Source organism: Prescottella equi, from assembly GCF_002094305.1.
GTDB classification, from domain to species: Bacteria; Actinomycetota; Actinomycetes; order Mycobacteriales; family Mycobacteriaceae; genus Prescottella; species Prescottella equi.
On the sequence record NZ_LWTX01000006.1, the window covers coordinates 283,254 to 307,104 of the forward strand.

Here is a 23,851-nt window from a genome sequence, read left to right on the forward strand (position 1 = left end):
GTGTCGGGTTCCCACACCCATCCGATGTACCTCGAAGGGTCGTCGCCGGTCCACCGATTACCTCCCGAGGTGAAGATCCTCGCCGCCCTCGTCGGCGTGTTCGCCGTGGTGGCCACCCCTCGCGACGCGTTCTGGGCGTTCGCCCTGTACCTGGCGATCCTGGTGCCGGTGTGGCAGATCGCGGGGATCACGCTGCGCTGGTTGGCGCCCCGCATGCTCATCGAACTCCCGTTCGTCGTCCTCGCGGTGCTGCTGCCGTTCGCGGAGGACGGCGATCGCGTGACCGTCCTCGGCCTGTCGCTGTCCGAGCCCGGCCTGCTGGCGGCGTGGAACATCCTCGCAAAGGGCACCCTGGGCGTGCTGGTCTCGCTCACGCTCGCGGCGACCACGCCGGTGCGATCGCTGCCGGCCGGGCTGTCGCGGCTGCGTCTGCCGGGCATCGTCGTCACCGTCGCGACGCTGATGCTCCGGTACGTGAATCTGCTTGCCGGCGAAATCGAACGGATGCGCATCGCACGCGTCTCCCGAGGTGACGACCCCCGGACCCTGCACCAGGTGGGGGCCACCGCGCGCGGCGTCGGCGGGGTGTTCCTCCGCTCGTACGAGCGGGGCGAGCGCGTTCACCTCGCGATGCTCTCCCGCGGGTTCACCGGCACCGTCCCGCTGTACGCGCCGCCGGCCCGGGGTCGCGACTGGTGCCTCGCGCTTGCGCCGGCCGTGTGCGCCGTCGCAGTCGCCGTCATGGCCTGGACGGTGTGAGATGCCAGTTCCAGCAATCCGAACCGACAGTCTCGTCTTCGAGTATCCGGATGGGCGCCGAGCGCTCGACGGCGTCGACTTCGAGGTCGCGGCGGGCGAACGCGTGGCGATCCTGGGACCGAACGGTGCCGGCAAGACCACACTGATCCTGCAGCTCAACGCCGTGCTGACGGCGACGTCGGGCACCGTGCAGATCGGTGACCTCGCCGTGGCCCGCGAGAACCTGCGGGAGATCCGGCGCCGGGTCGGGGTGGTGTTCCAGGACCCGGACGACCAGCTGTTCATGCCGACGGTCGCCGAGGACGTCGCGTTCGGCCCCGCCAACTTCGGGGTCCGCGGCGGCGAACTGGAGCGCCGGGTCGCCGAGGCGCTCGCGCAGGTCGACATGGCCGAGCACGCGCAGCGGAGCGCCGGTCATCTCTCCGGCGGTCAGCGTCGACGAGTCGCGCTCGCAACGGTTCTCGCGTGCCGGCCCGACGTACTGGTGCTCGACGAGCCGTCGAGCAATCTCGACCCGGTGGCGCGTCGCGAACTCGCCGACGTGCTCACAGGGCTCGACACGACGCTGTTGCTGGTCACCCACGACCTGCCGTACGCCGCCCAACTGTGCCGGCGTGCGGTGGTTCTCGACGAGGGTCGGGTTGTCGCGGACGACCGGATCGAGCGCATTCTCGGGGACACCGAACTGCTGGCGGCGCACCGCCTGGAACTGCCGTGGGGCTTCTCGGTTCCCGCTTCGGCCCCCGAGGGGTGACCGAAGCGACGCAGCAGGCCGTTCAGTCGGTGGTGCTGTCGCGCTCGGCCGCCTCACTCGGGTGCTGTTGCGCGCGGCGGAGTTCGGTGTTGATCCGCTGGGCTTCGCTGAGCTGGTCCTCGAGAACGATGATGCGGCAGGCGGCCTCGATAGGGGTGCCCTGATCGATCAGTTCACGCGCGCGGGCGGCGATGCGGAGTTGGTAGCGGGAATAGCGGCGGTGACCGCCCCCGGATCGCAACGGGGTGATCAGCTTCGCGGTGTCGAGGCTGCGGAGAAACGCCTGCGTGACACCGAGGATTTCGGCGGCACGGCCCATGCTGTACGCAGGGAAGTCCTCGTCGTCGAACTTGTCTCCCGGGCCGGCGGCGTCGGGGCTGTTGCTGTCTGACTTCGGCGGAATGTGCGTGTCGCCTTTCGTGTGCACGGACGGGGGCCCCGGCGCCTGTGCGGCGCCGGGGCCCGAGGGGATTTACTTACCTGTTCCCCGCCTCGGCGGACGGGACGCGATCTTGTAACAGCTGACCGTGCACCACCTCCCGGTTTGGGGATCTTCCTTCGATGTTCCGGGGCAGTGATCTCGCTACCGCCCCGGGTGCGGCGCCCAACTCACCGGCGCCGCAGGTCCTGCAACTACCTGTTCCCTGCACTACCGAGGCGATCGTGCTGCCCGGTAGATGGCGGGACGCATCGAGTACTTCCGAAACACATCAACACACCTTCTCGACGCGTCCCGCCCTACTCACCAGTTCTTTCCTTCACGCAGGTCTTCGTCCTCTTACCTGCCTTCTTGGATCCTTCTGTATCGACGAGAGAAACAGTACAACGGACACCGTCAATTGTCTACAGCGGCCGCTGTAGAATTTCACGTGATGGTCGTCACGCCCCGAACGCGCGGCCGACGCCCCCGACCGCAGACCCCCTACCGGCGGCAGGCCTCTCCGAGGAGCGCCCCAGGCGGGGATTGGTCTGCTGCAGTTGCCAATCGGTCCAATGCTCGAGACTTCCCGCCTCGTCGGCGTCGAGGCGGTCGCAGATCAGGTCCCAGTGCACCGCCACCCGGTCCCCGATCCGCAGGTCCGGGACGAAGGATCCGGAGCCCACGTTGCGCCGGGCCGGCCGGTCCTCGAGCGGTCCGAGGGCGAGTCGACGGCCGTCGAACTGCAGTCCGCGCGAGCGGACGGTCGCCGTCTGCGAGGTCAGGGCGACCACGACGCCGTTGCGGATGCGACACGAATCCAGCACGTGCATCGGCTGCGGCATGCCCGTGTCGAGCAGGCGCGTCCACGGGTAGACCCCGAATACGTGGAACGCATGCGTCGGTGCGGCCTCGGGCAGGAGATCGTCGGTGAGGTACTTCCAGTAGTGACCGGCCCGAGCCCCCAAGCGGGCCAGCAATTCCCGACCGAACCGCGCCCGGTCGACGGCCGCCGTCACCTCGTTGCCGGTCCAATAGCCGCGGACCACGCGCCCGTCGAGCGGATCATCGATGCCCGCGAGTTCGGCCAGCAACTCCTGGTACGGCCACGCGCCACTGAACTGTCGCGCGACGGCGTCCACCGCTGCCGACCCCGCGCCGACTCCCCCGCACGCCACCGTCTCGAGAGTCGCCGCGCCGGCGGGTCCGCAGTAGCCGAGAGCGTTGGGCGCGTACGCGTACCGCGCGAACAGTACGCGGCCGGCATCGACCCCGGTGGTCACTCGGGTCTCCGACCCACCAGCAGCGCCGTCTCCCGGTGCAGGCGCCCGAAGTTGTAATACGCCGCGCACGCCCCCTCCGGCGACACCATGCACGTGCCGATCGGGGTCTCCGGGGTGCAGGCGGTGCCGAACACCTTGCACTCCCACGGCTTGATGACGCCCTTGAGGACCTCGCCGCACTGGCACGCCTTGGGGTCCGCGACCCGCACGCCCGGCATCGAGAAACGCTCCTCGGCGTCGAACTCGGCGTAGTCGGGATGGATCTTGAGCGCGCTCTGCGAGATGAAGCCCAGTCCGCGCCATTCGAAATGCGGTCGCAACGCGAAGGTCTCACTCATCAGCTTCAGGGCCTGCGTGTTGCCCTCCGGCCGAACCACGCGGATGTACTGGTTCTCCACCTCGCAGCGGCCGTCACGGATCTGCTGCAGCAGCATGTGCACGGACGCGAGGATGTCGAGTGGTTCGAAACCCGCCACCACCATCGGCTTTCCGTACACCTCCGGGACGAAGCGGTACGGCCGCAGCCCCACGACGGTCGAGACGTGGCCCGGGCCGAGGAAGCCCGACAGCCGCAGATCCGGCGACTCGAGGATCGCCTTGATGGGCGGGACGATCGTCACGTGGTTGCAGAAGATGCTGAAGTTGGTCACCCCTGTCTGCCGCGCCCGCACCAGCGTCACCGCCGTCGACGGGGCCGTCGTCTCGAACCCGACGGCAAAGAACACGACCTGCTTGTCGGGGTTGTCGACGGCGATCTTGAGCGCGTCCAGCGGCGAGTAGACGAACCGCACGTCCGCGCCGCGGGCCTTCGCCTCGATGAGGTTTCCTCGGGAACCGGGCACGCGCATCATGTCGCCGAACGTCGTGAAGATGACGTTCGGCTGTTCGGCGAGGTACATCGCGTCGTCCACGCGCCCCATCGGGATGACACACACGGGGCACCCCGGTCCGTGCACCAGTTCCACCGACCGGGGCAGCAGGTGTTCGATCCCGTGCCGGTAGATGGTGTGGGTGTGCCCGCCGCACACCTCCATGAACTTGAACTCGTCGTCGCCGGCGAGTTCGGTGATGGACCGGACCAGCGCCCGTGCCGCCGCCGGATCCCGGAATTCGTCCACGAACTTCATGGTGCAACCTCCTCGGTGACCCGCTCGGTCAGTTGATGCTCGACGAGTTGAACGCGTCGATCTCGTTGACGTAGTCGGCGCCCATCTTCTGCACCTGGTCGAGCGTCAGCGCGGCCTCGGCCTCGTCGATCTTCGCCATCGCGAAGCCCACGTGGACGAGAACCCAATCGCCGACGACCAGACCCTCGTCGGCGAGCAGACGCACGCTGATGGTGCGTTGGACCCCGTTCACGTCCACCTTCGCCAGGCTCTGCTCGGTGTCCACCATCTGCACCACCTGGCCCGGAATGCCCAGACACATGGCCGGCTCCTTCCTCGCTCAACAGATCCGCGGCAGCGGGTCGCCGACGAGCATGTCGACGATCCGGCTGCCGCCGAACGCGGTTCGCAGGGCCACGATGCCCTCGGGTTCGGCGAGCACCTCGCCGACGATAGCGGCGTCCTGGCCGCCCGGGCATCCGCGGAGCGCCGCCAGTCCCGCCTCGGCCTCGCGCTCGGGCACGATCGCGACGAACTTGCCCTCGTTCGCGACGTACAGCGGATCGATACCGAGCAGATCGCACGCCCCCGCCACCTGCGGCAACACGGGGAGCGACGCCTCGTCGAGGATCACCGCGAGACCGGTGGACTGTGCCAGCTCGTTGCACACCGTCCCGACGCCGCCGCGGGTGGCGTCGCGCATCCACCGTGTCGACGGTGCCGCGTCGAGCAGCGCGTGCACCAGACCGTTGATCGGTGCCGTGTCCGATCGGATGTCGGCCTCGATCGCGAGTTCGCCCCGGGCGAGCATCACCGCCATCCCGTGCTCACCCATGGTGCCGGACAACAGGACCCGGTCCCCCGCCTGCACGTATTCGGGTCCCAGCCGCGTCGTCACCGGCAACGCCCCTACCCCGGCGGTGCAGATGTAGACGCCGTCCGCGGCGCCCTTGCCGACCACCTTGGTGTCACCGGTCACCACGTGGACACCGGCCTGGGCGGCCGAATCGGCTATGTCGGCGACGATCTCGCGCAGCAGCGCGATCTCGAAGCCCTCTTCGATGACGAACGCCGCCGACAACCACAAAGGCCGCGCCCCGGCCACCGACAGGTCGTTGACGGTGCCGTGCACCGCGAGGTTCCCGATCGACCCGCCCGGGAACTGCAACGGCTGCACCACGAACGAGTCGGTGGAGAACGCGATCCGCTCTCCCGACGGCAGGCTCAACGCCGCGGCATCACCGAGTTGTTCGAGCTGCGGGTTGCGCAGCGCCTCCACGAACACTGCGTCCACCAGCGCCGCGGAGGACTTTCCGCCCGCACCGTGCGCGAGCGTGACCACGTCCTCGAGCAGACGTGGGCGGCGCTTGCGGAACGATGCGATGCGTTCGAGGACTCGGTCCTCGCGGTCGGCGGCCGTGGTCGGGTCCGTCGTCATGGGCCTAGCCCTCCTGTCCGGTGGTCGCTTCGGGCGCCGCGGCTCCCCGCGACAGGTGGTCCTGGGCGGCCTCCCACAGCCGGTATCCGACCAGTGCGTGGCTCTCCTGGATGCGGTGGATGCTCTGGGAGCGGATGGTGAAGCAGTAGTCCAGGTCCTCGCTCACCGCCATCCGGCCCCCGTCGTGCCCGGCGAACCCGATTGTGAGCAGTCCACGCCGTCGCGCCTCGGCCAGCGCGATCATGAGGTCGTCGGAGTTGCCCGACGTCGACAGCGCGATCGCCATGTCGCGGTCGTGAGCGTGGGCGATGATCTGCCGGGAGAAGATGAGGTCGAATCCGACGTCGTTGCCGAGTGCGGTCACCACCGCCTGGTCCGCAGCGAGGGACCAGGCCGCGACGGGCCTACCGCGCGCCGGCCGACTGAACAGCGACGCGAGGGTAGCGGCATCGGTGGAACTGCCGCCGTTGCCGAAGGTGTAGAGGCGACCGCCCTGGGCGAATCGCTCCGCCATCCGGGCACCGGCCTCGCGGATCTCGCCGCCCCACTCGGCGATCGAGTCGTGCTGCAGCCGGGCACTTTCCGCTGCCTTCGAGCGCGCCGACGACGCCAGGTCGTCGAGCAGCGCCTCGGCGCCCTCCTCGTGGGCGTCGATGAAGGGGTACAGGAAGTCCGTCTCCTCCGAGCGTGGTCCGGGTGTGGTCACGGCCGTCCCTCCTCGTTCGGATCGATGCGGGTGATGGCGGCCCCGCCGTGGATCAGCAACAGGTCGCCCGCCGCGACGTCGGCGATCAGTGTGGTGTCGACACGTTCCTCTCCCGCTGCCGTGCGCACCAGCACCCCGTCGATCGAGTCGCCCGGCACGAGAACCACTTCCGCGAGACGCCCCTCGTCGCTGCACGTGACGCACACGTCGTCGGTGCACTCCTCCGCCGGCTCGTCGAGCAGGCCCGGGTGTTCGAAACAGACGTGGGTGAGTTCCCACAGCAGGTGGTACATCAGTACGAACCGGCCGGTCGCCGGGATCATCGGATCGTCGGAGTCGACCCAGAGGATATGGGTCGCGGCGCCCGCCTCCGGCCGCGGTCCCGAGCCGATCCAGACCGTGTCGACGCCCCATGCCGGTGCACGCCGCACGATGTCCCGGACCTGCGGCTGATCCGCGGACGCCACCGCCAGGATCACATCGCCGGGCCGCGCCGCCACGCGGCACTGGGCGACCGGATCGGGTTCGACGAGCGAGACCGACGGCAGCGCCCGTTTGCCCATGATCACCGGGTGCACGAACTCGACTGCGACGTGGTGCGCGTGTGGTTCCCACTGCGGCGAGACCACCCAGAGGGTCGCACCGTGCTGGAAGCGCCGCGCCAGGCCCAGGGCCGCGGAGGAGAGGTCGGCGGACAGTGCCCGGTCGATCAGTTCCACGGTGGTATCGCTCGTCGTCATGTCTGCACCTCGTCGATCGCTTCCGTTCGGCGCCTGGAACCGAGCAGCACCGCACCGAGCGCGGCCTGTCCCAGCGAGAGTCCACCGTCGTTGGGCGGCACCACGTGGTGGGTGAGTACTCGCCGCCCCTCGGCCTGCAGGCCGGCCCGGACGAGCGCGGTCAGTAGCCGGTTCTGGAACACTCCGCCGGTCAGTCCCACCGTCTCCACCCCGGACGCCGCCGTGACGTCGAGCGCGAGCCTCACCGTCGCGGAGGCCAGTGCCCGATGGAAGCCGAGCGCCAACGCCGACGGCGCGATGCCCGCCCGCACCCCCGAGACCAGACCGGCGAGCAGTTCGGCCAACCGCAACTGGCCGTCCGCGACTCGCATCTCGATCGAGGCGGGGTGTCCCGCCGTGCGCGCGAGCGCCTCCAGTTCCACGGCGGCCTGTGCCTCGTAGCTGACGCGGTGCCGCACCCCGAGGATCGACGCTGCGCCGTCGAACAGGCGCCCGACGCTGGTGCTGCGGACACATCCCGGCCCGGAATTCAATTGCGCTGTCACCAGGGCGCGTTCGTCCGCCGCGAGGGCGCGGACGCACGGCAGATCGTCGGCCTCGTCGAGCAGGCCCACCTCGCGCAGCAGCGCCAGCGCGACCCTGGCCGGATTGCGCACCGCGGCATCGCCGCCCGGCAGCGAGAACGCTTGCAGGTGACCGGCCCGGGTGGCGTCGTGCACGTCTGCGCCCACGAGCAGCATCTCGCCACCCCAGACGGTGCGATCGCACCCGTAGCCGGTGCCGTCGAACGCGATTCCCAGCATCGGCGTGCCGATCACCCGATGCTCCGCGGCGAGGGCCGCGACGTGCGCGTGGTGGTGTTGCACGGTCGCGAGCGGGACTCCGGTGCGGGCGCTGTAGTCCTCCGCCCAGTTCCGGGTCGAGTACCCGGGATGCTCGTCCGCCACCACCAGTTCGGGGCGCACATCGTGCAGCGCCGACATCTGCGCCACCGCGGTCTCGAACGCGCGGCGACTCTCGAGGGTTCCCATGTCTCCGAGATGCCCGGAGCAGAAGGCGAACTCCTGCCGGGTGAGGCAGAAGGTGTTCTTCACCTCGGCCCCCACCGCGAGCACCGACGGGCTCTGCCCGCCCAGCAGAACCGGCAGCGGCGCGTAGCCGCGGGAGCGCCGGATCGGCTGGACCGCGCCGGCCCCGACGGTGAGCACCGAATCCTCGCACGGCACCGCAATGTCCCGGTCGTGCATCAAGAACACGTCGGCGATGCCCGACAGGCGCTGCCGCGCATCGTCGTTGGTGAACGCCAGCGGTTCGCCGCCCCGATTTCCCGATGTCATCACCAGCAGTCGCGGCGGCGGCACCCGGCTCCCGGGCGTCGGCGCGAACAGCAGATGGTGCAGCGGCGCGTACGGCAGCAGGATGCCGACGTCGTCGAGACTCGGGGCCACCGCGGCCGCGACGACGTCCGTGGTCCTTCTGCGTAGCAACACGATCGGCCGGGCGGGGCCGGACAGCGCGGCCGCCTCGACGTCGTCGATCGAGCAGACCTCGCGCGCAGCCCGGATGTCCGCCGCCATGACGGCGAAGGGCTTCGCCGGGCGCGCCTTCCGCTCGCGCAGCAACTGCACGGCAGCGGGATTCGTGGCATCGCACACCAGGTGGAAGCCCCCGATACCCTTGACCGCGACGATGCCGCCCTCCACGATCGCCTGTTGGGCGATCCTGAGGACGTCGTCGTCGCCGTCGATCCGGGCGCCCCCCTGCTCGGCGAAGATGCGGGGACCGCAGTCCGGGCAGCAGATCGGCTGTGCGTGGTAGCGGCGGTCGGCGGGATCCTCGTACTCGCGCGCACATCGCGCGCACATCGGAAACGACGCCATCGTGGTGTACGGCCGGTCGTACGGCAGATCGGTGATCACCGTGTAGCGGGGCCCGCAGTTGGTGCAGTTGACGAACGGATGCCGGTAGCGGCGGTCCGTGGGGTCGGCCATCTCCCGGGCGCAATCCACGCAGATCCCGACGTCGGGCGGCACCAGGGTGCGGGCACCCGGGGTGCGCACGCTCGGCACGATCCGGAAGCCGGACGCACCCACGACCGGTTCGGACACGTGCTCGACCGTCACGTCGAGCACCACCGCCAGCGGAGGCGCGTCGCGTCGCACCCGCTCCGCGAACTCCGTGAGCACCCGCGGCGGGCCCTGCACCTCCACGAAGACGCTCACCTCGTCGTTGCCGCAGTGACCGGTGAGACCGAGTTCACCGGCCAGGCGCGACACGAACGGCCGGAAGCCCACGCCCTGCACCACCCCGCGCACGGTCAGCCGGTGCCGCTCCACCGCGACCCGGCCGACCCGCGTGTCCGACACGGCCGTCACGGCGACGCGCCCCCGTCGATCCGGGGTTCACGGGGGCGGCCCATCATCTCCAGGCCCGCCATCGCCCGCGCCGCCCCGTCCGCGTCGACCCGTTCCACCGCGAAACCCATGTGGATCACCACCCAGTCGCCGGACTCGAGCACGGTGTCCTCGAGCATGCCGACGTTGACCTTGCGTTCGCGGCCCTCGACGTCGACCAGCGCCAGCTGACCGCCGTAGCCGTCGAGCATCCGAACCACCCGTCCCGGAATTCCCAGACACATCGCTCAGCCCTCCGCACCGACGCCGGCACCGAACTCGGCCAGTGCTGCCCGCACCGCGGCCGCCGCCTCGGGCACGGCACGAGACACCGGCTCCGACAAACCGATCCGCTCGTCGACGTCGCGCACCTGGCAGCCGACCACGACGGTGCGCGGCAGCGTGCCACCCAGGGCCGCGAGGCTCGCGAACACCGACGCCGGATCCATCGCGTGGGCGTCGAGTCGCGGCGTCGTGTCCGGATTCTCGCGGTCCACCTCGAAGGCCCGCACCGCGCCGGGGGCGCCCCGGTCGGGAACCGCGTCGACCAGCACCAGTCCGTCCCAGCCGTCCAGCAGGTCGTACGCGAGGTGCATGCCGCGAATGCCGTAGTCGACCGCGCGTACCCCGTCCGGCAGCGGGCCGGCCGTCACCGCCCGCAGCGTCTCCGGCCCGAAGCCGTCGTCGCCGAGGAAGATGTTGCCAATTCCCGCGACCAGTACGCGGGGCGGTGGCCCGGCCGTCACGCGGTCACATCCTTCGCATCCGCAGGTACCGCTGCATGTCCGGGATCGAACGGATCGCGATCCACGCGCCGGCCGCGGCCACCGCGGCGAACAGCACGGTCGAGACCATTCCCACTACCCTCATGACTGACTCTCCTCTCGGTCGTCCGCCCCGCCGGCGACGGCGTCGAGTGGTTCCACCTCGTCGGGGGCGAAGTACAGGTAGCGGCCGTACCACTCGTGCAGCTCGGCCGCCGGGTCGTCGACCAGCACGACGCCGACGTGCGTGCCGCCGTCCACGTCGGCGTGCACGGTGGCGACGCGCGCGACCTGCCCGGCGAAGAACAGGTCCTGCGCGTCCGCCCGCCGCGACGGCTTCAGGCGGACCAGGCTGCCCTTCGCGACCCGCACCCCGCCGACCAGCACCCCGTCGGTCGCGGGGCGGACACTGGTGTCGGCGGCCGGATCCCACCACGGGACGTCGTCGGGCACCTCGGGGACGAGCCCGCCGGGGGTGACGAAAGTCGGGGGCTCGAACGCCCGCGGATCGCGCAACGCGCCGTGCAGCCGCTGCATCTCGTCGGGGGACATGTTGTCGCAGCGGTCGATGATCTCGGCGGCCCGCGGATCGGTGGCGCGCGCCTGCGCCTTCTCGTCGTCGGTGAGCGTCATGATCCGCAGCGTGAGGATCTCGTCGATCTCGGTGGCGTCGAACAGATCTCCGCCGCTCTCCTCCGCCACCTCGGGGTGGTCGTACAGGATGATCGGGGACGCGAGGATCACGTCGCACGTACCGGGCAGGGACGGGTCCGCTTCGCCCGCGAGCACCGGATGGCACCGGTACTGCCGGCACCCGTCGACCGCGGCCGCGAACTCCGCGGGCGGGTCGACGAGGGAGACGAAACGTGCGCCGGAGACCGACACGATCAGGTGCGCTCCGATGAGCGAGTGCCGGATCGCGGTGTCCTTCACCGCGACGTCCGGCCGGTCCAGGTCGCCCAGCGTCGCGGTGTTACGCACCTCGATACCCACCTGGACTCCGCCGCGGTCGGCCGTCGCCCGGAGGTCCGCCACGGCCCGCACCGGGAAGCGCTGCCGCACCAGCCTTGCCGTCGGCCCCAACTGTTCGACGTCCACACCGCCCGGCACGGCGACGTCGACGGTGGTGCCCGACAACAGTTCCGCGACGGTGACGGCGCCGAGAGGGATCTCGACCTCGACCGCCTCGTCCCAGCTCACCCAGGTGCGGCCGTCGAGGGTGAGTTCGGGGACGGATTCGTAGCCGGCCGGCCCGAGCGATTCGGCGGTGCGTACCTGTAACTGCAGGAAGCGCAGCACCGGTTCGACCACGGCGTCGTCCACGCCGCGGTCGAGCACGCACTCGACGCGCATCGCCGCGTCCTCACCCGCACCGCGGTCCGTGGCACCGACCGGACCGAGCACACCGAACTGCCAGCGTGACTGGTTCTTTCCCGACGTGGACCGGTACGGGTACAGCAGATAGCCCTCGTACAGCACCGCGTCCGCGACGGTCCGTACCCGTGTCAGGTCGTCGATCCCGGTCACGTCGCCACCTCTCCCGCGCTGTCGAGCAGTTCGGTGACGGCCTCGTCGAGACCGAGCAGTCCCCGGGCCGACTTGAACCGGGCCAGCGCCGCGATGGTGTCGTGGTCGAGGCGCACCCAGCCGCTGGACGGGAAGTTCTGCCGCACGACGTCCCGCCACACCTCGACGGGCATGTCGAACTGCGCCTCCCGGTCCCACGGAATCTGCTCCACCCCGAAACCGTTGGCGCCCTTGGTGAAGATCGTCCCGCTGAACAGGAATCCGAGGGGGACGCTGCCGTCGTCGAGCGCATGCAGGTACTTCGACGCCGCGACCTCGAAGTCGTACGTGCAGGGCATCACCAGTTCGGTGACGCACTCACCGGTGAAGCCGGGCACCACGGCGGTCGTGTGCAGCCACGGGAACGTCGACAGCGTGGACGACCAGCGTTCCCGCGGACCGAACAGGTCGAGCAGTCCGGACTCCTCCCGATCGCTGTACCGGCGCCGTCGCGGTTCGATCCGGATCTGACATCGGAGCGCCAGTGCATGGACGGCGGTGCCGGTGGTCTCGGCAATCCGTAGCCGCGCGAGCAGATTGGGGGACACCGCGAACGGTTCCGCGCCGATCGCCAGCACCGAGAAGTCCAGGGCGGTCACGACACACCTCCCGCGCGCATCGGGGTGCTGCGGCGCTGGACCCGCGCGAAGAAGTCGTCCAGTTCGCCGCGCGCGTCCTGGCCTCCGTCGAAGCCACGCCAGCACCGCCGCAACCGGCCCACCAGCTCGTAGCACGCGTCGATCGGCAGCAGATGGCACTCGGCCCCCGCCGGACCGCTCTTCGGGATCCGGATCAGCAGCGCCTCCACGTCGGGGACCGCCGTGGCGAGCACCGGGTTGTCGTCGAGGACCGCGGTCCACGCCTCGATCGCGAGTTCGGACTCGGTGGCGCCGGCCGGTCCCGGATAGAAGGCGACGGTGCGGCCCTGATCGGAGTTGCGGAAGAAGAACGCCAGTCCCACCGGAATCTCGAGCCCGTCCCAGCGTCCCGGCCCCAACGAGAAGTCCGGGAACGACAGGTACCGCTCGGGCACGGCCCGGTATTTCAGGTCCGCGCCCGGCTCGGCGAACAGCAGGTAGCAGGGCCGGCACACGCACAGCAGTTGCCGACTGACCGTGTTGACCACGTGTGGGTGTTCGTCGGCGACGGGCACCGCGCACATCTCGCACCGCTCCGACGTCACCGGGGCCGGCCGTTCGGCGGCGATCCGACGAAGCACCCCCAACGCCGATCCGCTGGGGGTGCGGCGCTCGAACGGCCCGCTCATCCCGTCACCGCCGCGGGCACCGCCACCGACAGGACGCCGTCGCGGGTGAGCACAGGAAGCGGGTCGAGGTGACCGCCCGGATCCTCCACGCCGGTCCCGGCGCGGCGGACGTCGTAGTGGGTACGGCACGTGGGGCACCGGAGCACCGCGTCGTTCACGTGTCCGCCTGCCCGGCGGTGCAGCGACGTGCCGGCCATCGAGTTCCCGCACGCGGGACACCGGTCCCGGTACGCGAACAACTCGTCGCCGATCCGGCACACCAGCATCGACAGGCCGCCGACCGTGAACCCTCCCACCTCTCCCGGCGCGAGTTCGGCGAACTCCTCGGCCGCCAACCAGGTGCCGCTTCGTGTCGGTTCCTCGCGTACGTGCGACATCAGGGAATCCACCGTGAACACACCGGCTGTGGGGGCGGTCTCCCGGTCTTCGGTCTCCACCTCGATCGCCATCGTCTCGGGAGCCGCGGCCTGCACGGCGCCTTCGACTGCCAGCTGCAGTGTCACCGCCGACGACGGGCACCCGTGGCAGCTGCCCAGCAGCCGCAGCCGCACCACGCCGTCGTCGGTCACATCCACCAGTTCGACGTCCCCGCCGTGGGATCCGAGATACGGGCGGACGCTGTCGAGCGCCGTCCGGACGCGGGTCTCGACGTCGTGCGGATGCAGTCCGCCGACCAGCAGCACGCTCGACACCAGTTCGTCCCGCGCGAGTTCGTCCACCAGCCCCGGGGCCCGCGCTGCTATCGTCAGCACCCGCCCGAGCGCCTCACCGTAGAGGTCCACCACCTCGCGGACGAGTTGCTCGGCACGCTCGCGAGCCACCGGACCGCCCGCCGACGTGGCATCCAGCAATGCCTCGATCCGATCGCCGGCCTGTCGCCAACGATCGGATTCGGGCGTCTCGTATCGGGTTTCGTCGTGTACCGACGCCATCCGTCACCTACTCCCCGGTCATCGACTGTGTCGGCGAGTGCAGTTTTTCGAGGGTCTTGCCGTCGCCGAGGTACATGTGGACACCGCAGGGCAGGCACGGGTCGAAGCTGCGCACGGTGCGCATGATGTCGATGCCCTTGAAGTGGTCGCGGTCGTTCTCCTCGTAGATGTTCAGGTTGGTGACGGCGTCCTCGTACGGACCGGGAACACCCTCGGCATCGCGGGGGCTGGCGTTCCACGGGGTCGGTGGATACGGGTGATAGTTCGCGATCTTGCCGTCCCGGATCACCATGTGGTGCGACAGCACCCCGCGGACGGCCTCGGTGAACCCGCAGCCGATGCCCTCGTCGGGCACCTCGAACGTCTCCCACGTCTTGGTCCGCCCGGCGTTGATCTCGACCAGCGCCTTGCGGGCGAAGTGCAGCGCCATCGCCGCCGCGTACGCCTGGAAGTAGGTGCGTGCACGATTGCGTTCGAGGGTGTTGCTCCACTGCGGGATCTTCCACTCGAATCGCGCCGGTCCTTTCAGCGCCGTCTTGGGGAAGTCGATCTCGACGCTGTGTCCGGTCGCCTTCACCTCGTCGGTCTCGACCAGTCCGGCGAGCGCGGTCGACCACATCCGGGCCAGCGCACCGCCACCGGTGTCGAGCGCGAGGTTGTCCTTGCCGTCGAACCAGCGCGGCGACATCACCCAGCTGTACTTGTCCTCGAGATCGCGCTTCTGGGGCTTGGGGTTGGTGTGCTGGTTCCACGGGTGCCGCCGGTCCACCGGGTTGCCCAACGGATCGGTGGTCACGAACATCTCCTGGTCGGACCAATCGTCGTAGTACGACGAACCGAGCATGATCCGGATGCCCAGGTTGATGTCGACCAGGTCGGTGGTCACCAGCTTCCCGTCCACCACCACGCCCGGGGTCACGAACATCTTCCGGCCCCAGTCGGTCATGTCCTTGTACGCGAAGTTGCACACCTCGGGATCCTGGAAGGCACCCCAGCAGCCGAGCAGCGTGCGCCGCTCCCCCACGTGCTCGTATCCCGGCAGCGCCTCGTAGAAGAAGTCGAACAGGTCGTCGTGCATCGGCACGACCTTCTTCATGAACTCGATGTAGCGCATCAGGCGCGTCGTGTAGTCGGTGATCAACTGCACGGTCGCGACGGTGCCGACACCACCCGGATACAGCGTCGACGGGTGGACGTGCCGACCCTCCATGAGACAGAACATCTCTCGGGTGAGTCGACTGATGAGCAACGCCTCGCGGTAGAACTCGCCCGTGAACGGGTTGAGTGCGCGCATGATGTCTGCGACCGTCCGGTACCCGTGTGCGTCCGAATGCGGTGCCGCGGTCTTCTCGGCCATCGCCAGCACGCCGGGATTGGTCTCGGAGACCATCTTCTCGCAGTAGTCGACGGCGACCAGGTTCTCCTGGAAGATGTTGTGGTCGAACATGTACTCGGCGGCCTCGCCGAGGTTCGCGATCCACTCACCGAGGTGTGGCGGTTGTACGCCGTACGCCATGTTCTGCGCGTAGCACGAGCAGGTCGCGTGGTTGTCGCCGCAGATGCCGCAGATTCGGCTGGTGATGAAGTGCGCGTCGCGCGGATCCTTGCCCTTCATGAACAGCGAGTAGCCCCGAAAGATCGACGACGTGCTGTGGCACTCGGCCACGGTCTTGTTCTTGAAGTCGACCTTCGTGTAGATCCCGAGGCTGCCGACGATCCGGGTGATCGGATCCCAGGCCATCTCGACGAGCCCCTTGTCGTCGGTCGCCCCCTGTTTCGGCTCGGGCACTGTGGAAGTCATCGAGAAGCCTTCTTTCCCTCGGCGATCACGCGAGTCCGCACTACCAGGTACGCACGGCCCCCGTCCTCAACAGGCGCCCTGGTGTGCGCCAGTGGGGTTCCTTGTCGAGCGTGCGTCCGGTGACGCTGCGCAACGTCCGAATGACCGACCCGTACACCTCGGACACCGAGCTCGACAGGATGCCGCCCGGCGGTTCGTCCATGAACGGCATGAACTTGTCGGGAAAACCGGGCATGGTGCAACCGATGCAGATGCCGCCGACATTGGGGCAGCCTCCGATACCGTTCATCCAACCCCGCTTGGGCACATTGCATTTGACGACCGGACCCCAACAACCGAGTTTCACGATGCATTTCGGGGAGCCGTACTCGGTCGCGAAGTCGCCCTGTTCGTAGTAGCCGGCCCGGTCGCACCCCTGGTGCACGGTCTGACCGAACAACCACTGCGGCCGCAGCATGTCGTCGAGCGGAATCATCGGCGCCTGATTCGTCACCTGATACAGCAGGTAGGTGAGGGTCTCCGACAGGTTGTCCGGCTGGATCGGACAGCCCGGAACACACACGATCGGCAGCCCGGCCTTGGACTTCCAGTCCCAACCCAGGTAGTCGGGCACACCCATCGCGCCCGTCGGATTGCCTGCCATCGCGTGGATGCCGCCGTAGGACGAGCAGGTGCCGGCCGTGACGATCGCCGTGGCCTTCGGTGCCAGTCGGTCGAGCCACTCACTCGTCGTGACCGGCTGACCCGTCTCCGGGTTGTTACCGAACCCGCACCAGTAGCCCTCGTCGTGCAGTTGCTCGTTCGGAATCGAGCCCTCCACAACCAGAACGAACGGTTCGAGTTCTCCCCGGTCGGCCTTCCAGAACCACTCGATGAAGTCGTCGGCCCCGCCCTGCGGCCCGCACTCGAAGTCGATCAGCGGCCAGTGCACCGCGATCTTCGGCAGTCCTGGCAGCGCTCCGAAGACGATCTCCTCCACGCTGGGCTGGCTGGCGGCGGTGAGTGCCACCGAATCTCCGTCGCAGCTGAGTCCCGCATTGATCCACAGGACGTGGATGACGCCCTCGTCGGTTTCGGCCTCCGGCGATGTGCCGGACTTCTCGGCTGCTCTCGTGGGTGTCGACATAACGGCCACTCCCCGGGGCGCACCGCCCCTGCGTCACCGGAGTCGACCCTCGGCCCACTTGCGTGACGCCCACCACAATTAAGGCGCGACAGCGGTCGGTCTGTCAACGCCGGATGATCATTCCTTCCGCCGATCCGAAAGCCACGCGTACCACCGCTCCAGCCCCTCACCGCTGGTCGCGGACAGATTGATCACGCGCACATCGGGATTCACCGAGCGCGCATTCTTCTCGCAGGCGTCTGGATCGAAATCGACATAAGGGAGCAGGTCGATCTTGTTGACGATCACGAGATCGGCCACTACGAAGATGTGCGGGTACTTCAGCGGCTTGTCGTCGCCCTCCGTGACGGATATGAGGACAACCTTGCCTTGCTCACCGAGGTCGAACAGCGCGGGGCACACGAGGTTTCCGACGTTCTCCACGAAAACGAGCGAATCTTCCGCGGGCCCGAGCGCGTCGAGGGCGTCCCGCACCATCTCGGAGTCGAGATGACACCCCGAACCCGTATTGACCTGTACCACTCGACATCCCGTCGACCGGATCCGATCGGCGTCGAGCAGGGTCTCCTGGTCGCCCTCGATCACCGAGACCGGTACGGAAGGCCGGAGCTCCCGAACCGTACGCTCGAGCAACGTCGTCTTGCCCGATCCCGGCGAACTCATGATGTTGATCGCCGCGATCCGCCGGTCCGTCAGCCAGGCCCGGTTGTCCTCCGCGAGGCGGTCGTTCTTGGCGAGGATCTTCTGTTCCAGCGTCAGGGTCTCGGTCGGTGCGTGCCCGTGATCGTCGGGATGCGCGTGCACGTGCTCATGACCGTGACCGTGCTCATGGCTGTGGCCGTGTTCGTGGCCGTGTTCGTGTTCGTGTTCGTGTTCGTGGGGCACGGTGCCCGCCGGTGCACTTATCCGCGTACCTGCCGGTTCGTCGAGTTTGCCGCATCCGCACGTCGCACACATGTTCAACTCACTTCCATCGACATGATCCGCAGTTCACGACCCGAGAGGACCTCGACGTCGGCACTCCCGCACGGACACAACAAGATCAAGTCCTGCAGGGGGAAATCGGTGTCGCAGCTCCGGCAGTGCGCCAGACCGGGCGGCTCCTCGATGTCGAGCCGAGCGCCCTGCGCGACCGTACCCTCGGTGACCAGTTCGAAGCAGAACTGCATCGCATCCGGCACCACCGCGCACAGCCGGCCCACCTGCAGCCGGATGCTGTGCACGGTTCGGCCGTCGGCGCGCTCGCACACCGCGTCGACGACGCTCTGGGTGATCGCCATCTCGTGCATTGCAGAGTCCGTCCGAGTGGAGGCTGTGCGAATTCACGATAGGACGCCCGCGCGCCGACGTCAGCAGATTCGGGAAGGCATCCGCCCACGGAGCCTGGGCGGCGGAGTCAGCCTCCCCTACCCGCCGGACGTGCTGTGGTCAGCCGGCTGGGTGCGGTCAGCGCCGCGACGCCCATGTCGATCAGATTGTTCATGAACTCGTTGTTGTCCAGCGAGTGGTCGACCCCGTCCTGGATGTCCTCGGCCCGGCTTGCCATCGCCCCCACGGCCATGTCGATCCAGACTCCGAGGCGCTCGGCGCGTAGCGCATCGGGGAGGTGGACCAGGCGCGCCTGAAGCTGCGAGTAAGCCCACTGAAGATCGTCGGTGCTGTCCGGGTTGAGCGAATGATGCGTGCGCATCTCGCTGCGGCGCCGCATGTGCACCAGGATTCGCAGATAGTTGCGCCCACTTTCGGTGTCCAACTGGAACCCGAGCGGCCACACCGCGACGACGAGGAGCTCCTCGATCGAAGGCTCCTTTCCACCGAGTTCCTCGACCAGCACTCGGCGTCGCGAGTCGATTGCGTCGCGATGCCGACGCACGACGGCCTGCAGCAGGGCCTCACGAGAGCCGAAGTGATAATGCAGTGCCGAATTGTTCGATTGCCCTGCTGCACGATTGATCTCGCGAAGATTCGCGTCCTCGATACCGAGAGAAGCGAACACGTGCTCAGCAGCATCCACCAGCCGTTCCCGAGTTGCACTGCCGTCGCGTCCCATGAGCGCATCCTATGTTCGGCTCGCCACGGGCCGGAACGGCGTCTCCGGTTCCAGGGGTTGACAATCCACGCCCCTCCCCGCAAATTAATCCCATCGGATTAGTTGAGACGAGCGAGGAGGGTTGGATGGCAATCGAGATATCGGCGCTGACAACTGCGATAGGTGCGGAAATCCGAGGGGTGGACCTGCGGACGTGTGACGAAGCGACCTTCGCGGACGTTCGGGACGCACTGCACGAGTACCAGGTGGTCTTCGTGCGCGGCGCCCATCTGGACGCCGACGATCATCTCGCGGTGGCCAGACGTTTCGGCGTGCCGAGCATCTTCCCGATCGCCAGGTTGCAGGGCGCCACGGAGCCGAGCCTGCAGGTGATCTCGGATGGACCGGACAGTCCGCCGACCGCCGAGATGTGGCACACGGATGTCACCTGGATCTCGACGCCACCGCGATACGCGCTCCTGTGCGCCGAGGTGATTCCCGACGCCGGCGGCGATACATTGTGGGCCTCGATGACCGCCGCTCACGACGCTCTCTCCCCGACGATGCAGAACATGCTCGCGGGTCTCGAGGTGGAGCACACCACCGACAGTTTCGTCGAGTCGATCCTCGAGCGCGGCCACGACAGCCCACAGGCGCAGGCCCTCGCCGATCGCCTCCGGGCGACGTACCCGCGGACCGTGGTGCATCCACTGATACGTACCCATCCCGAGAACGGCCGACGGATTCTGTTCATCGGCGGTCCGTCGATGCACCGCATCAAGGGCATGCGACGCGACGAGAGCGACGCCCTCCTCGGCTTCCTGCGGAACTACGTGACCGACGAGCGTTTTCAGTGCCGATGGCGTTGGAGTCCAGGCGATCTGGCGATCTGGGACGAACGCTCGACCATGCACCGGGCCGCCGCCGATCACTTCCCCAGGTACCGCACGGTCCGAAGGATCGAGATCGACGGCGACCGGCCCTACTTCGATCACTCGAACCGGTCCGACCGGGCAAGTTCGAAAGCGTCCTGACCGATGGGGAGAAGAATGACGATTCGATCCAAGCGGCCGTGGGCCGTGCTCGCGCTGGTCCTCAGTGCAACACTGCTGGCCGGCTGCGCCCCCGATGCGGGCGCGGGCGGAGGGTCGACGACCGCGGCGGACACGTTCGAGCCTGGACTTCGCGGCGACCAGGGCGACGGCGGCGCGCCTGTCGCCGGCGGAACCCTGTCGTTCGCGAGTTACGCGCCCGTGTCGAGTCTCGACCCGGTCCGCACCCAGCCCTCCGGCGCGACGGGTGGCACCGAGATGGCGGCAATCTACGACCTTCTCGTCCGCTACGACGCGGCTACCGGACGCTACGAACCGCAACTGGCCCGATCACTCGAACCGAACGCCGACGGCACGAGCTGGACCCTGACACTGCGGGACGGTCTCACCTTCAGCGACGGCACCCCCGTGAATGCTGCCGCCGTCATCGCCAGCATCGACCGCTACAACGCGAAACGCGGCGCCAACAACGAGATCTGGTCCCGAAACGTGGCGGCGGTGGAGTCGCCGAACCCGTCGACCGTGGTCTTCACACTCGCCCAGGCCTGGTCGGAGTTCCCGGCGCTCCTGGCATTCGGACACGGCATGATCGTGGCGCCGACCGCCGACCGCGGTGATCAGTTCGTTCCGATCGGAGCCGGCCCGTTCGAGGTGGAGAAGTTTGCGGCACAGGACGAACTCGTGCTCACGCCTCGCTCCGACTACTGGGGTGGAGCTCCACACCTGAGCAAACTGAAATTCGTCAGCGTCCAGGGCGAGCAGCCGAAGCTCGACACCCTGGCATCCGGCGGAATCCAGATGGCCTACCTGCGCAACGCCGAGACGGTACTCGCCGCCAAGGACCGGTTTCCCGGGTATGCCGACTTCATCAGCATGGCGATGATCGGGCAGATCAACCACCGGCCGGGGCATCCGGGCGCCGACGTTCGAGTCCGCCAGGCGATGGCCTACGCGATCGATCCCGCGACGATCGACCAACGAGCCCGCGGCGGACAGGGCATGCCGGGTGCCGAACTCTTCCAATCCTGGTCGAGGTGGCACAACGACGTGGCGCCGCTTCCGCCGGATCAGGCCAAGGCCCGGGAACTTCTGGAAGCCGCCAAGGCCGACGGGTACGACGGCGTCGTCCGCTATGTGGGTGTCCAGGACCCGAACGGCGAAGCCACGGGTCTCGCGGTGCAATCCATGCTGCAAGCCGTCGGCTTCGACGTGCAACTGAACTTCGTGCACAGCCCTACGGACATGGTGAAGCGACTGTACGTGGACCATGACTACGACGTCGCGCTCGGCGGGACCGGATTGCTCGACGCCGCGCCCTTCCTGCGTCTGTACTCGACGCTGTACAGCACCTCGACCAACAATTCGGCAGGCGTCCGAAGCCCTGCCGTCGACGCGTCGCTGGATGCTGTCATGGCCGCGGATTCGGACGACGCCAAGCGTGCAGCGCTCGCGAACGTCCAGCAGGTCTTCGACGACGAGGTCCCGATCCTGGTGTGGGGCGCCGGCGCCAATTTCGTCCCCTGGCAGGACAACGTCTTCGGAGTGAAACCGAGCCTCGACAGCATCATGCTGCTCGACAAGGTGTGGATCGCCCCGTGACGGCCGGAGCACGGCGCCGGTCGAACGTGATCAGCCGGCGTCGTGCTCGTGGAAGTGTGTCGCGCCGATCGTGTGGAGCAGTTCGTGCACGGTGTCGTCGACCAGGCGATAGCGGACCGTGCGGCCCGACCGCTGCGCTTCCACCCAGCCCTGCTGGCGCAGCAGGCGCAACGCGTGCGAGACCGCGGTGCCGGTCATGCCGAGCGCGGCCGCGAGATCGGTGACGCAGATCCCCGGCGCGTGGTGCAGACACAGCAGCAACCGCAACCGGTTCGGGTCGGACAGCAACTCGAAGCGCCCCGTCCACCCGGCGATGTCCGGCGTCACGAGCGCCTGCGCGGCGCGGCGGACGTGGTCCGGATCGATGGCGGATGTGTCGGGCACGGCCTCAGTGTAGGTCGGCGTGCCCGACACGGGACCTAACGTGGAGACGTGGTCATGCAACAGGCAGTCAATCCGGTCGACGGCGTCGGCATCGCGTATCGGGTGATCGGCGACGGCCCACCCCTGGTCCTCGCGCACGGCACGGCGCTGTCGAGCGCGATCTGGCGGGCGTTCGGGTATGTCGGGTCGCTCCGCGACGAATTCCAGCTGATCCTGCCCGACATGCGCGGACACGGCCGCAGCGACAAACCGCACGAGGCGTCGTCGTACGCGATGGACCTCGTCGTCGGCGACATCCTCGCGGTGCTCGACGACCTCGGGCACGATCGGGCGCACTACCTGGGCTACTCGTTCGGCGGTCGCGTGGGGCTCTCGCTCGCGACCGCCGCACCCGGGCGGCTGCGCACGCTCACCGTGGGCGGCGGCAGCAGCCGGCCCCAGGCCGGCTCGTTCGACAAGCTCTTCTTCCCCGGGTGTATCGACGTGCTCGATCACGAGGGCATGACGGCGTTCCTCGACAAGTGGAATGCGCACCGTCCGTGGCCGCTGGATCCGGCGACGCGGGCGGCGTTCGACGCCAACGACACCCGCGCCCTCGTCGCGTACCTGCGCCGCTCGGAGGAGGAACCGGGCGTGCCCGACACGTCGTTGCAGGCGCTGGACGTTCCGGCGCTGCTGTTCGTCGGGTCCGAGGACCGGCCGCGGCTGTCGGATACCAAGCGGCTCGCGGAGTTGATCCCCGGGTCCCGGCTCGTCGTGATCCCCGGTTTCGACCACGCCACCACCGTCGCGGCCTCACCCGAGGTGCTGGCGGTGGTGAGACCGTTCCTGTCCGAGAACGACTGAGGGGACCTCCCGATCCGGGAGGGCCCCTCGGCCTTCGTGACCTCAGCGGCTGAACGCGCCCTCGAGCCGGTTTCGCGAACCCGGGTGGATCAACCTGGCGGCACTCACCAGTCCGTGTTCGGACCAGGTCCGGCGACGGATGAGCAGGCACGGCTCGCCGCGGTCGATCTGCAGCAGGCGGCATTCCTCGGGGCTGGCGAGGACGGCTTCGACGACGTGCTCGCCGCGCACGAGCGGTGCCACGCGGCTGAGGTAGTCGTTGGGCGTGATCGTGGTGAAGTCCTGGTCGAGGTAGTCGGGTGCCTCGGCCGGGTTCACCAGGCGATCCTCCACCTGGATCGGCTTGTCGTCCTCGTAGTGCACGAGAACGGAGTGGAAGACTCTGGCCCCGACGGCATCCCGGAGGAACGCCTGCGAGTGGTCGGTCTCCTCCTCGCGGACGAAGATCACCTCGGTGCGGTGCCGATGGCCCCGCTCCTGGATCTCGTCCGCGATGTTCTTCACCTCGAACAGCGGCGACGGAGTCTTGGTGCTGGCGACGAAGGTGCCGATCCCCATCATCCGAATGATCAGGCCTTCGCCCGTCAGCTCCCGCAGTGCCCGGTTGATCGTCATACGGGACAGGCCGAGTGCGGCCACGAACTGGTTCTCGGACGGCAGCTGATCGCCTTCCGCCCAACGGCCCGAACGGATCTGCTCCGCGACCAGCTTCTTGACCCGCTCGTAGGCAGGCACGGACTCGCCACCGGCCTCGCCGAAGAGCGCGGCCAGTTCCGCGTCGACGTCAACCACTGCCATCCGCTGCCCCTGCATCTAGTGAAGTCCCACCGATTCGGCCCTCGACTCGGCCCACGAAGTCTACCGACCGGTGCGCTGCCGAAACGGCAT

At 68.5% G+C, this 23,851-nt stretch carries 27 protein-coding genes; 5 read left to right on the forward strand and 22 right to left on the reverse strand.

Annotated elements, in window-relative coordinates:
- Together cbiQ and A6I89_RS16785 are read left to right on the forward strand one after the other, a co-directional pair.
- Window positions 1-759 carry a cobalt ECF transporter T component CbiQ gene (cbiQ, locus tag A6I89_RS16780; RefSeq protein ID WP_044991425.1) on the forward strand — a complete coding sequence of 253 codons (759 nt, stop codon included), beginning with the start codon at window positions 1-3 and terminating at the stop codon, window positions 757-759.
- A gap of 1 nt (window position 760) precedes the next feature.
- Window positions 761-1,513, forward strand: a complete 753-nt coding sequence (locus A6I89_RS16785; protein WP_005517460.1) for an energy-coupling factor ABC transporter ATP-binding protein — start codon at window positions 761-763, stop codon at window positions 1,511-1,513.
- Between the two features lie 22 nt (window positions 1,514-1,535).
- Here the strand turns inward: A6I89_RS16785 and A6I89_RS16790 are convergent, their stop codons facing one another.
- From A6I89_RS16790 to A6I89_RS16880, 20 genes are all read right to left on the reverse strand, one after another.
- Entirely contained in the window at window positions 1,536-1,940 is a 405-nt protein-coding gene (locus A6I89_RS16790; RefSeq protein WP_005517458.1) for a MerR family transcriptional regulator, read from the reverse strand.
- 452 nt (window positions 1,941-2,392) lie between these two features.
- Window positions 2,393-3,214 carry a DUF6390 family protein gene (locus tag A6I89_RS16795; protein WP_022598076.1) on the reverse strand — a complete coding sequence of 274 codons (822 nt, stop codon included), beginning with the start codon at window positions 3,212-3,214 and terminating at the stop codon, window positions 2,393-2,395.
- Window positions 3,211-4,341, reverse strand: coding sequence for a hydrogenase formation protein HypD (gene hypD, locus A6I89_RS16800; RefSeq protein WP_005517455.1), 1,131 nt, complete (start codon window positions 4,339-4,341; stop codon window positions 3,211-3,213). The genes A6I89_RS16795 and hypD overlap by 4 nt, the downstream gene beginning before the upstream one ends.
- 28 nt (window positions 4,342-4,369) lie before the next feature.
- Complete coding sequence (locus A6I89_RS16805) at window positions 4,370-4,642, reverse strand: HypC/HybG/HupF family hydrogenase formation chaperone (protein WP_005517454.1); 273 nt, start codon at window positions 4,640-4,642, stop codon at window positions 4,370-4,372.
- An 18-nt stretch (window positions 4,643-4,660) separates the two neighbouring features.
- Window positions 4,661-5,758, reverse strand: coding sequence for a hydrogenase expression/formation protein HypE (hypE, locus tag A6I89_RS16810; RefSeq protein WP_005517453.1), 1,098 nt, complete (start codon window positions 5,756-5,758; stop codon window positions 4,661-4,663).
- A 4-nt stretch (window positions 5,759-5,762) separates the two neighbouring features.
- Window positions 5,763-6,464 carry a D-sedoheptulose-7-phosphate isomerase gene (locus A6I89_RS16815; RefSeq protein ID WP_005517452.1) on the reverse strand — a complete coding sequence of 234 codons (702 nt, stop codon included), beginning with the start codon at window positions 6,462-6,464 and terminating at the stop codon, window positions 5,763-5,765.
- The gene (locus A6I89_RS16820; RefSeq protein ID WP_022598077.1) at window positions 6,461-7,204 is read right to left on the reverse strand and encodes a hypothetical protein; all 744 of its coding nucleotides are present in this window, start codon (window positions 7,202-7,204) and stop codon (window positions 6,461-6,463) included. The genes A6I89_RS16815 and A6I89_RS16820 overlap by 4 nt, the downstream gene beginning before the upstream one ends.
- Window positions 7,201-9,579: a carbamoyltransferase HypF gene (gene hypF / locus A6I89_RS16825; protein WP_022598078.1), complete on the reverse strand. Its 2,379-nt coding sequence runs from the start codon at window positions 9,577-9,579 to the stop codon at window positions 7,201-7,203. The genes A6I89_RS16820 and hypF overlap by 4 nt, the downstream gene beginning before the upstream one ends.
- A complete protein-coding gene (locus tag A6I89_RS16830) occupies window positions 9,576-9,842 on the reverse strand; it encodes a HypC/HybG/HupF family hydrogenase formation chaperone (RefSeq protein ID WP_005517448.1) in 267 nt (88 codons plus the stop codon). The genes hypF and A6I89_RS16830 overlap by 4 nt, the downstream gene beginning before the upstream one ends.
- 3 nt (window positions 9,843-9,845) lie before the next feature.
- Window positions 9,846-10,343 (reverse strand): hydrogenase maturation protease, encoded by a 498-nt coding sequence (locus tag A6I89_RS16835; RefSeq protein WP_022598080.1) that lies wholly within the window; start codon window positions 10,341-10,343, stop codon window positions 9,846-9,848.
- 4 nt (window positions 10,344-10,347) lie between these two features.
- Complete coding sequence (locus A6I89_RS25100) at window positions 10,348-10,467, reverse strand: DUF6893 family small protein (RefSeq protein WP_044991426.1); 120 nt, start codon at window positions 10,465-10,467, stop codon at window positions 10,348-10,350.
- Window positions 10,464-11,888, reverse strand: coding sequence for a hypothetical protein (locus A6I89_RS16840; RefSeq protein WP_022598082.1), 1,425 nt, complete (start codon window positions 11,886-11,888; stop codon window positions 10,464-10,466). Before A6I89_RS16840 ends, A6I89_RS25100 begins: the two co-directional genes overlap by 4 nt.
- The gene (locus tag A6I89_RS16845) at window positions 11,885-12,526 is read right to left on the reverse strand and encodes a DUF6084 family protein (RefSeq protein WP_005517444.1); all 642 of its coding nucleotides are present in this window, start codon (window positions 12,524-12,526) and stop codon (window positions 11,885-11,887) included. Before A6I89_RS16845 ends, A6I89_RS16840 begins: the two co-directional genes overlap by 4 nt.
- A complete protein-coding gene (locus tag A6I89_RS16850; protein ID WP_044991427.1) occupies window positions 12,523-13,194 on the reverse strand; it encodes a DUF5947 family protein in 672 nt (223 codons plus the stop codon). Before A6I89_RS16850 ends, A6I89_RS16845 begins: the two co-directional genes overlap by 4 nt.
- Window positions 13,191-14,126, reverse strand: coding sequence for a NifU family protein (locus tag A6I89_RS16855; protein WP_022598084.1), 936 nt, complete (start codon window positions 14,124-14,126; stop codon window positions 13,191-13,193). Before A6I89_RS16855 ends, A6I89_RS16850 begins: the two co-directional genes overlap by 4 nt.
- 7 nt (window positions 14,127-14,133) lie before the next feature.
- Window positions 14,134-15,927, reverse strand: coding sequence for a nickel-dependent hydrogenase large subunit (locus tag A6I89_RS16860; RefSeq protein ID WP_005517441.1), 1,794 nt, complete (start codon window positions 15,925-15,927; stop codon window positions 14,134-14,136).
- Window positions 15,928-15,967: 40 nt separating this feature from the next.
- Window positions 15,968-17,053: an NADH-quinone oxidoreductase subunit B family protein gene (locus A6I89_RS16865; protein WP_005517440.1), complete on the reverse strand. Its 1,086-nt coding sequence runs from the start codon at window positions 17,051-17,053 to the stop codon at window positions 15,968-15,970.
- 117 nt (window positions 17,054-17,170) lie between these two features.
- On the reverse strand, window positions 17,171-18,010 hold the full coding sequence (gene hypB / locus A6I89_RS16870; protein ID WP_044991428.1) for a hydrogenase nickel incorporation protein HypB: 840 nt from the start codon (window positions 18,008-18,010) through the stop codon (window positions 17,171-17,173).
- A gap of 2 nt (window positions 18,011-18,012) precedes the next feature.
- On the reverse strand, window positions 18,013-18,342 hold the full coding sequence (locus A6I89_RS16875; protein WP_005517438.1) for a hydrogenase maturation nickel metallochaperone HypA/HybF: 330 nt from the start codon (window positions 18,340-18,342) through the stop codon (window positions 18,013-18,015).
- A gap of 107 nt (window positions 18,343-18,449) precedes the next feature.
- A complete protein-coding gene (locus A6I89_RS16880) occupies window positions 18,450-19,103 on the reverse strand; it encodes a TetR/AcrR family transcriptional regulator (RefSeq protein ID WP_022598086.1) in 654 nt (217 codons plus the stop codon).
- Window positions 19,104-19,228: 125 nt separating this feature from the next.
- Here A6I89_RS16880 and A6I89_RS16885 point away from each other — a divergent pair, with 125 nt between their 5' ends.
- Together A6I89_RS16885 and A6I89_RS16890 are read left to right on the forward strand one after the other, a co-directional pair.
- Window positions 19,229-20,116, forward strand: coding sequence for a TauD/TfdA dioxygenase family protein (locus A6I89_RS16885; RefSeq protein ID WP_044991430.1), 888 nt, complete (start codon window positions 19,229-19,231; stop codon window positions 20,114-20,116).
- A gap of 15 nt (window positions 20,117-20,131) precedes the next feature.
- On the forward strand, window positions 20,132-21,733 hold the full coding sequence (locus A6I89_RS16890; protein WP_013417291.1) for an ABC transporter substrate-binding protein: 1,602 nt from the start codon (window positions 20,132-20,134) through the stop codon (window positions 21,731-21,733).
- A 30-nt stretch (window positions 21,734-21,763) separates the two neighbouring features.
- Here the strand turns inward: A6I89_RS16890 and A6I89_RS16895 are convergent, their stop codons facing one another.
- Complete coding sequence (locus A6I89_RS16895) at window positions 21,764-22,117, reverse strand: ArsR/SmtB family transcription factor (protein WP_013417292.1); 354 nt, start codon at window positions 22,115-22,117, stop codon at window positions 21,764-21,766.
- Window positions 22,118-22,171: 54 nt separating this feature from the next.
- Here A6I89_RS16895 and A6I89_RS16900 point away from each other — a divergent pair, with 54 nt between their 5' ends.
- A complete protein-coding gene (locus tag A6I89_RS16900) occupies window positions 22,172-22,963 on the forward strand; it encodes an alpha/beta fold hydrolase (protein WP_060934516.1) in 792 nt (263 codons plus the stop codon).
- A 42-nt stretch (window positions 22,964-23,005) separates the two neighbouring features.
- Here the strand turns inward: A6I89_RS16900 and hutC are convergent, their stop codons facing one another.
- Window positions 23,006-23,761 (reverse strand): histidine utilization repressor, encoded by a 756-nt coding sequence (gene hutC / locus A6I89_RS16905; protein WP_013417294.1) that lies wholly within the window; start codon window positions 23,759-23,761, stop codon window positions 23,006-23,008.
- Between the last annotated feature and the right edge of the window lie 90 nt (window positions 23,762-23,851).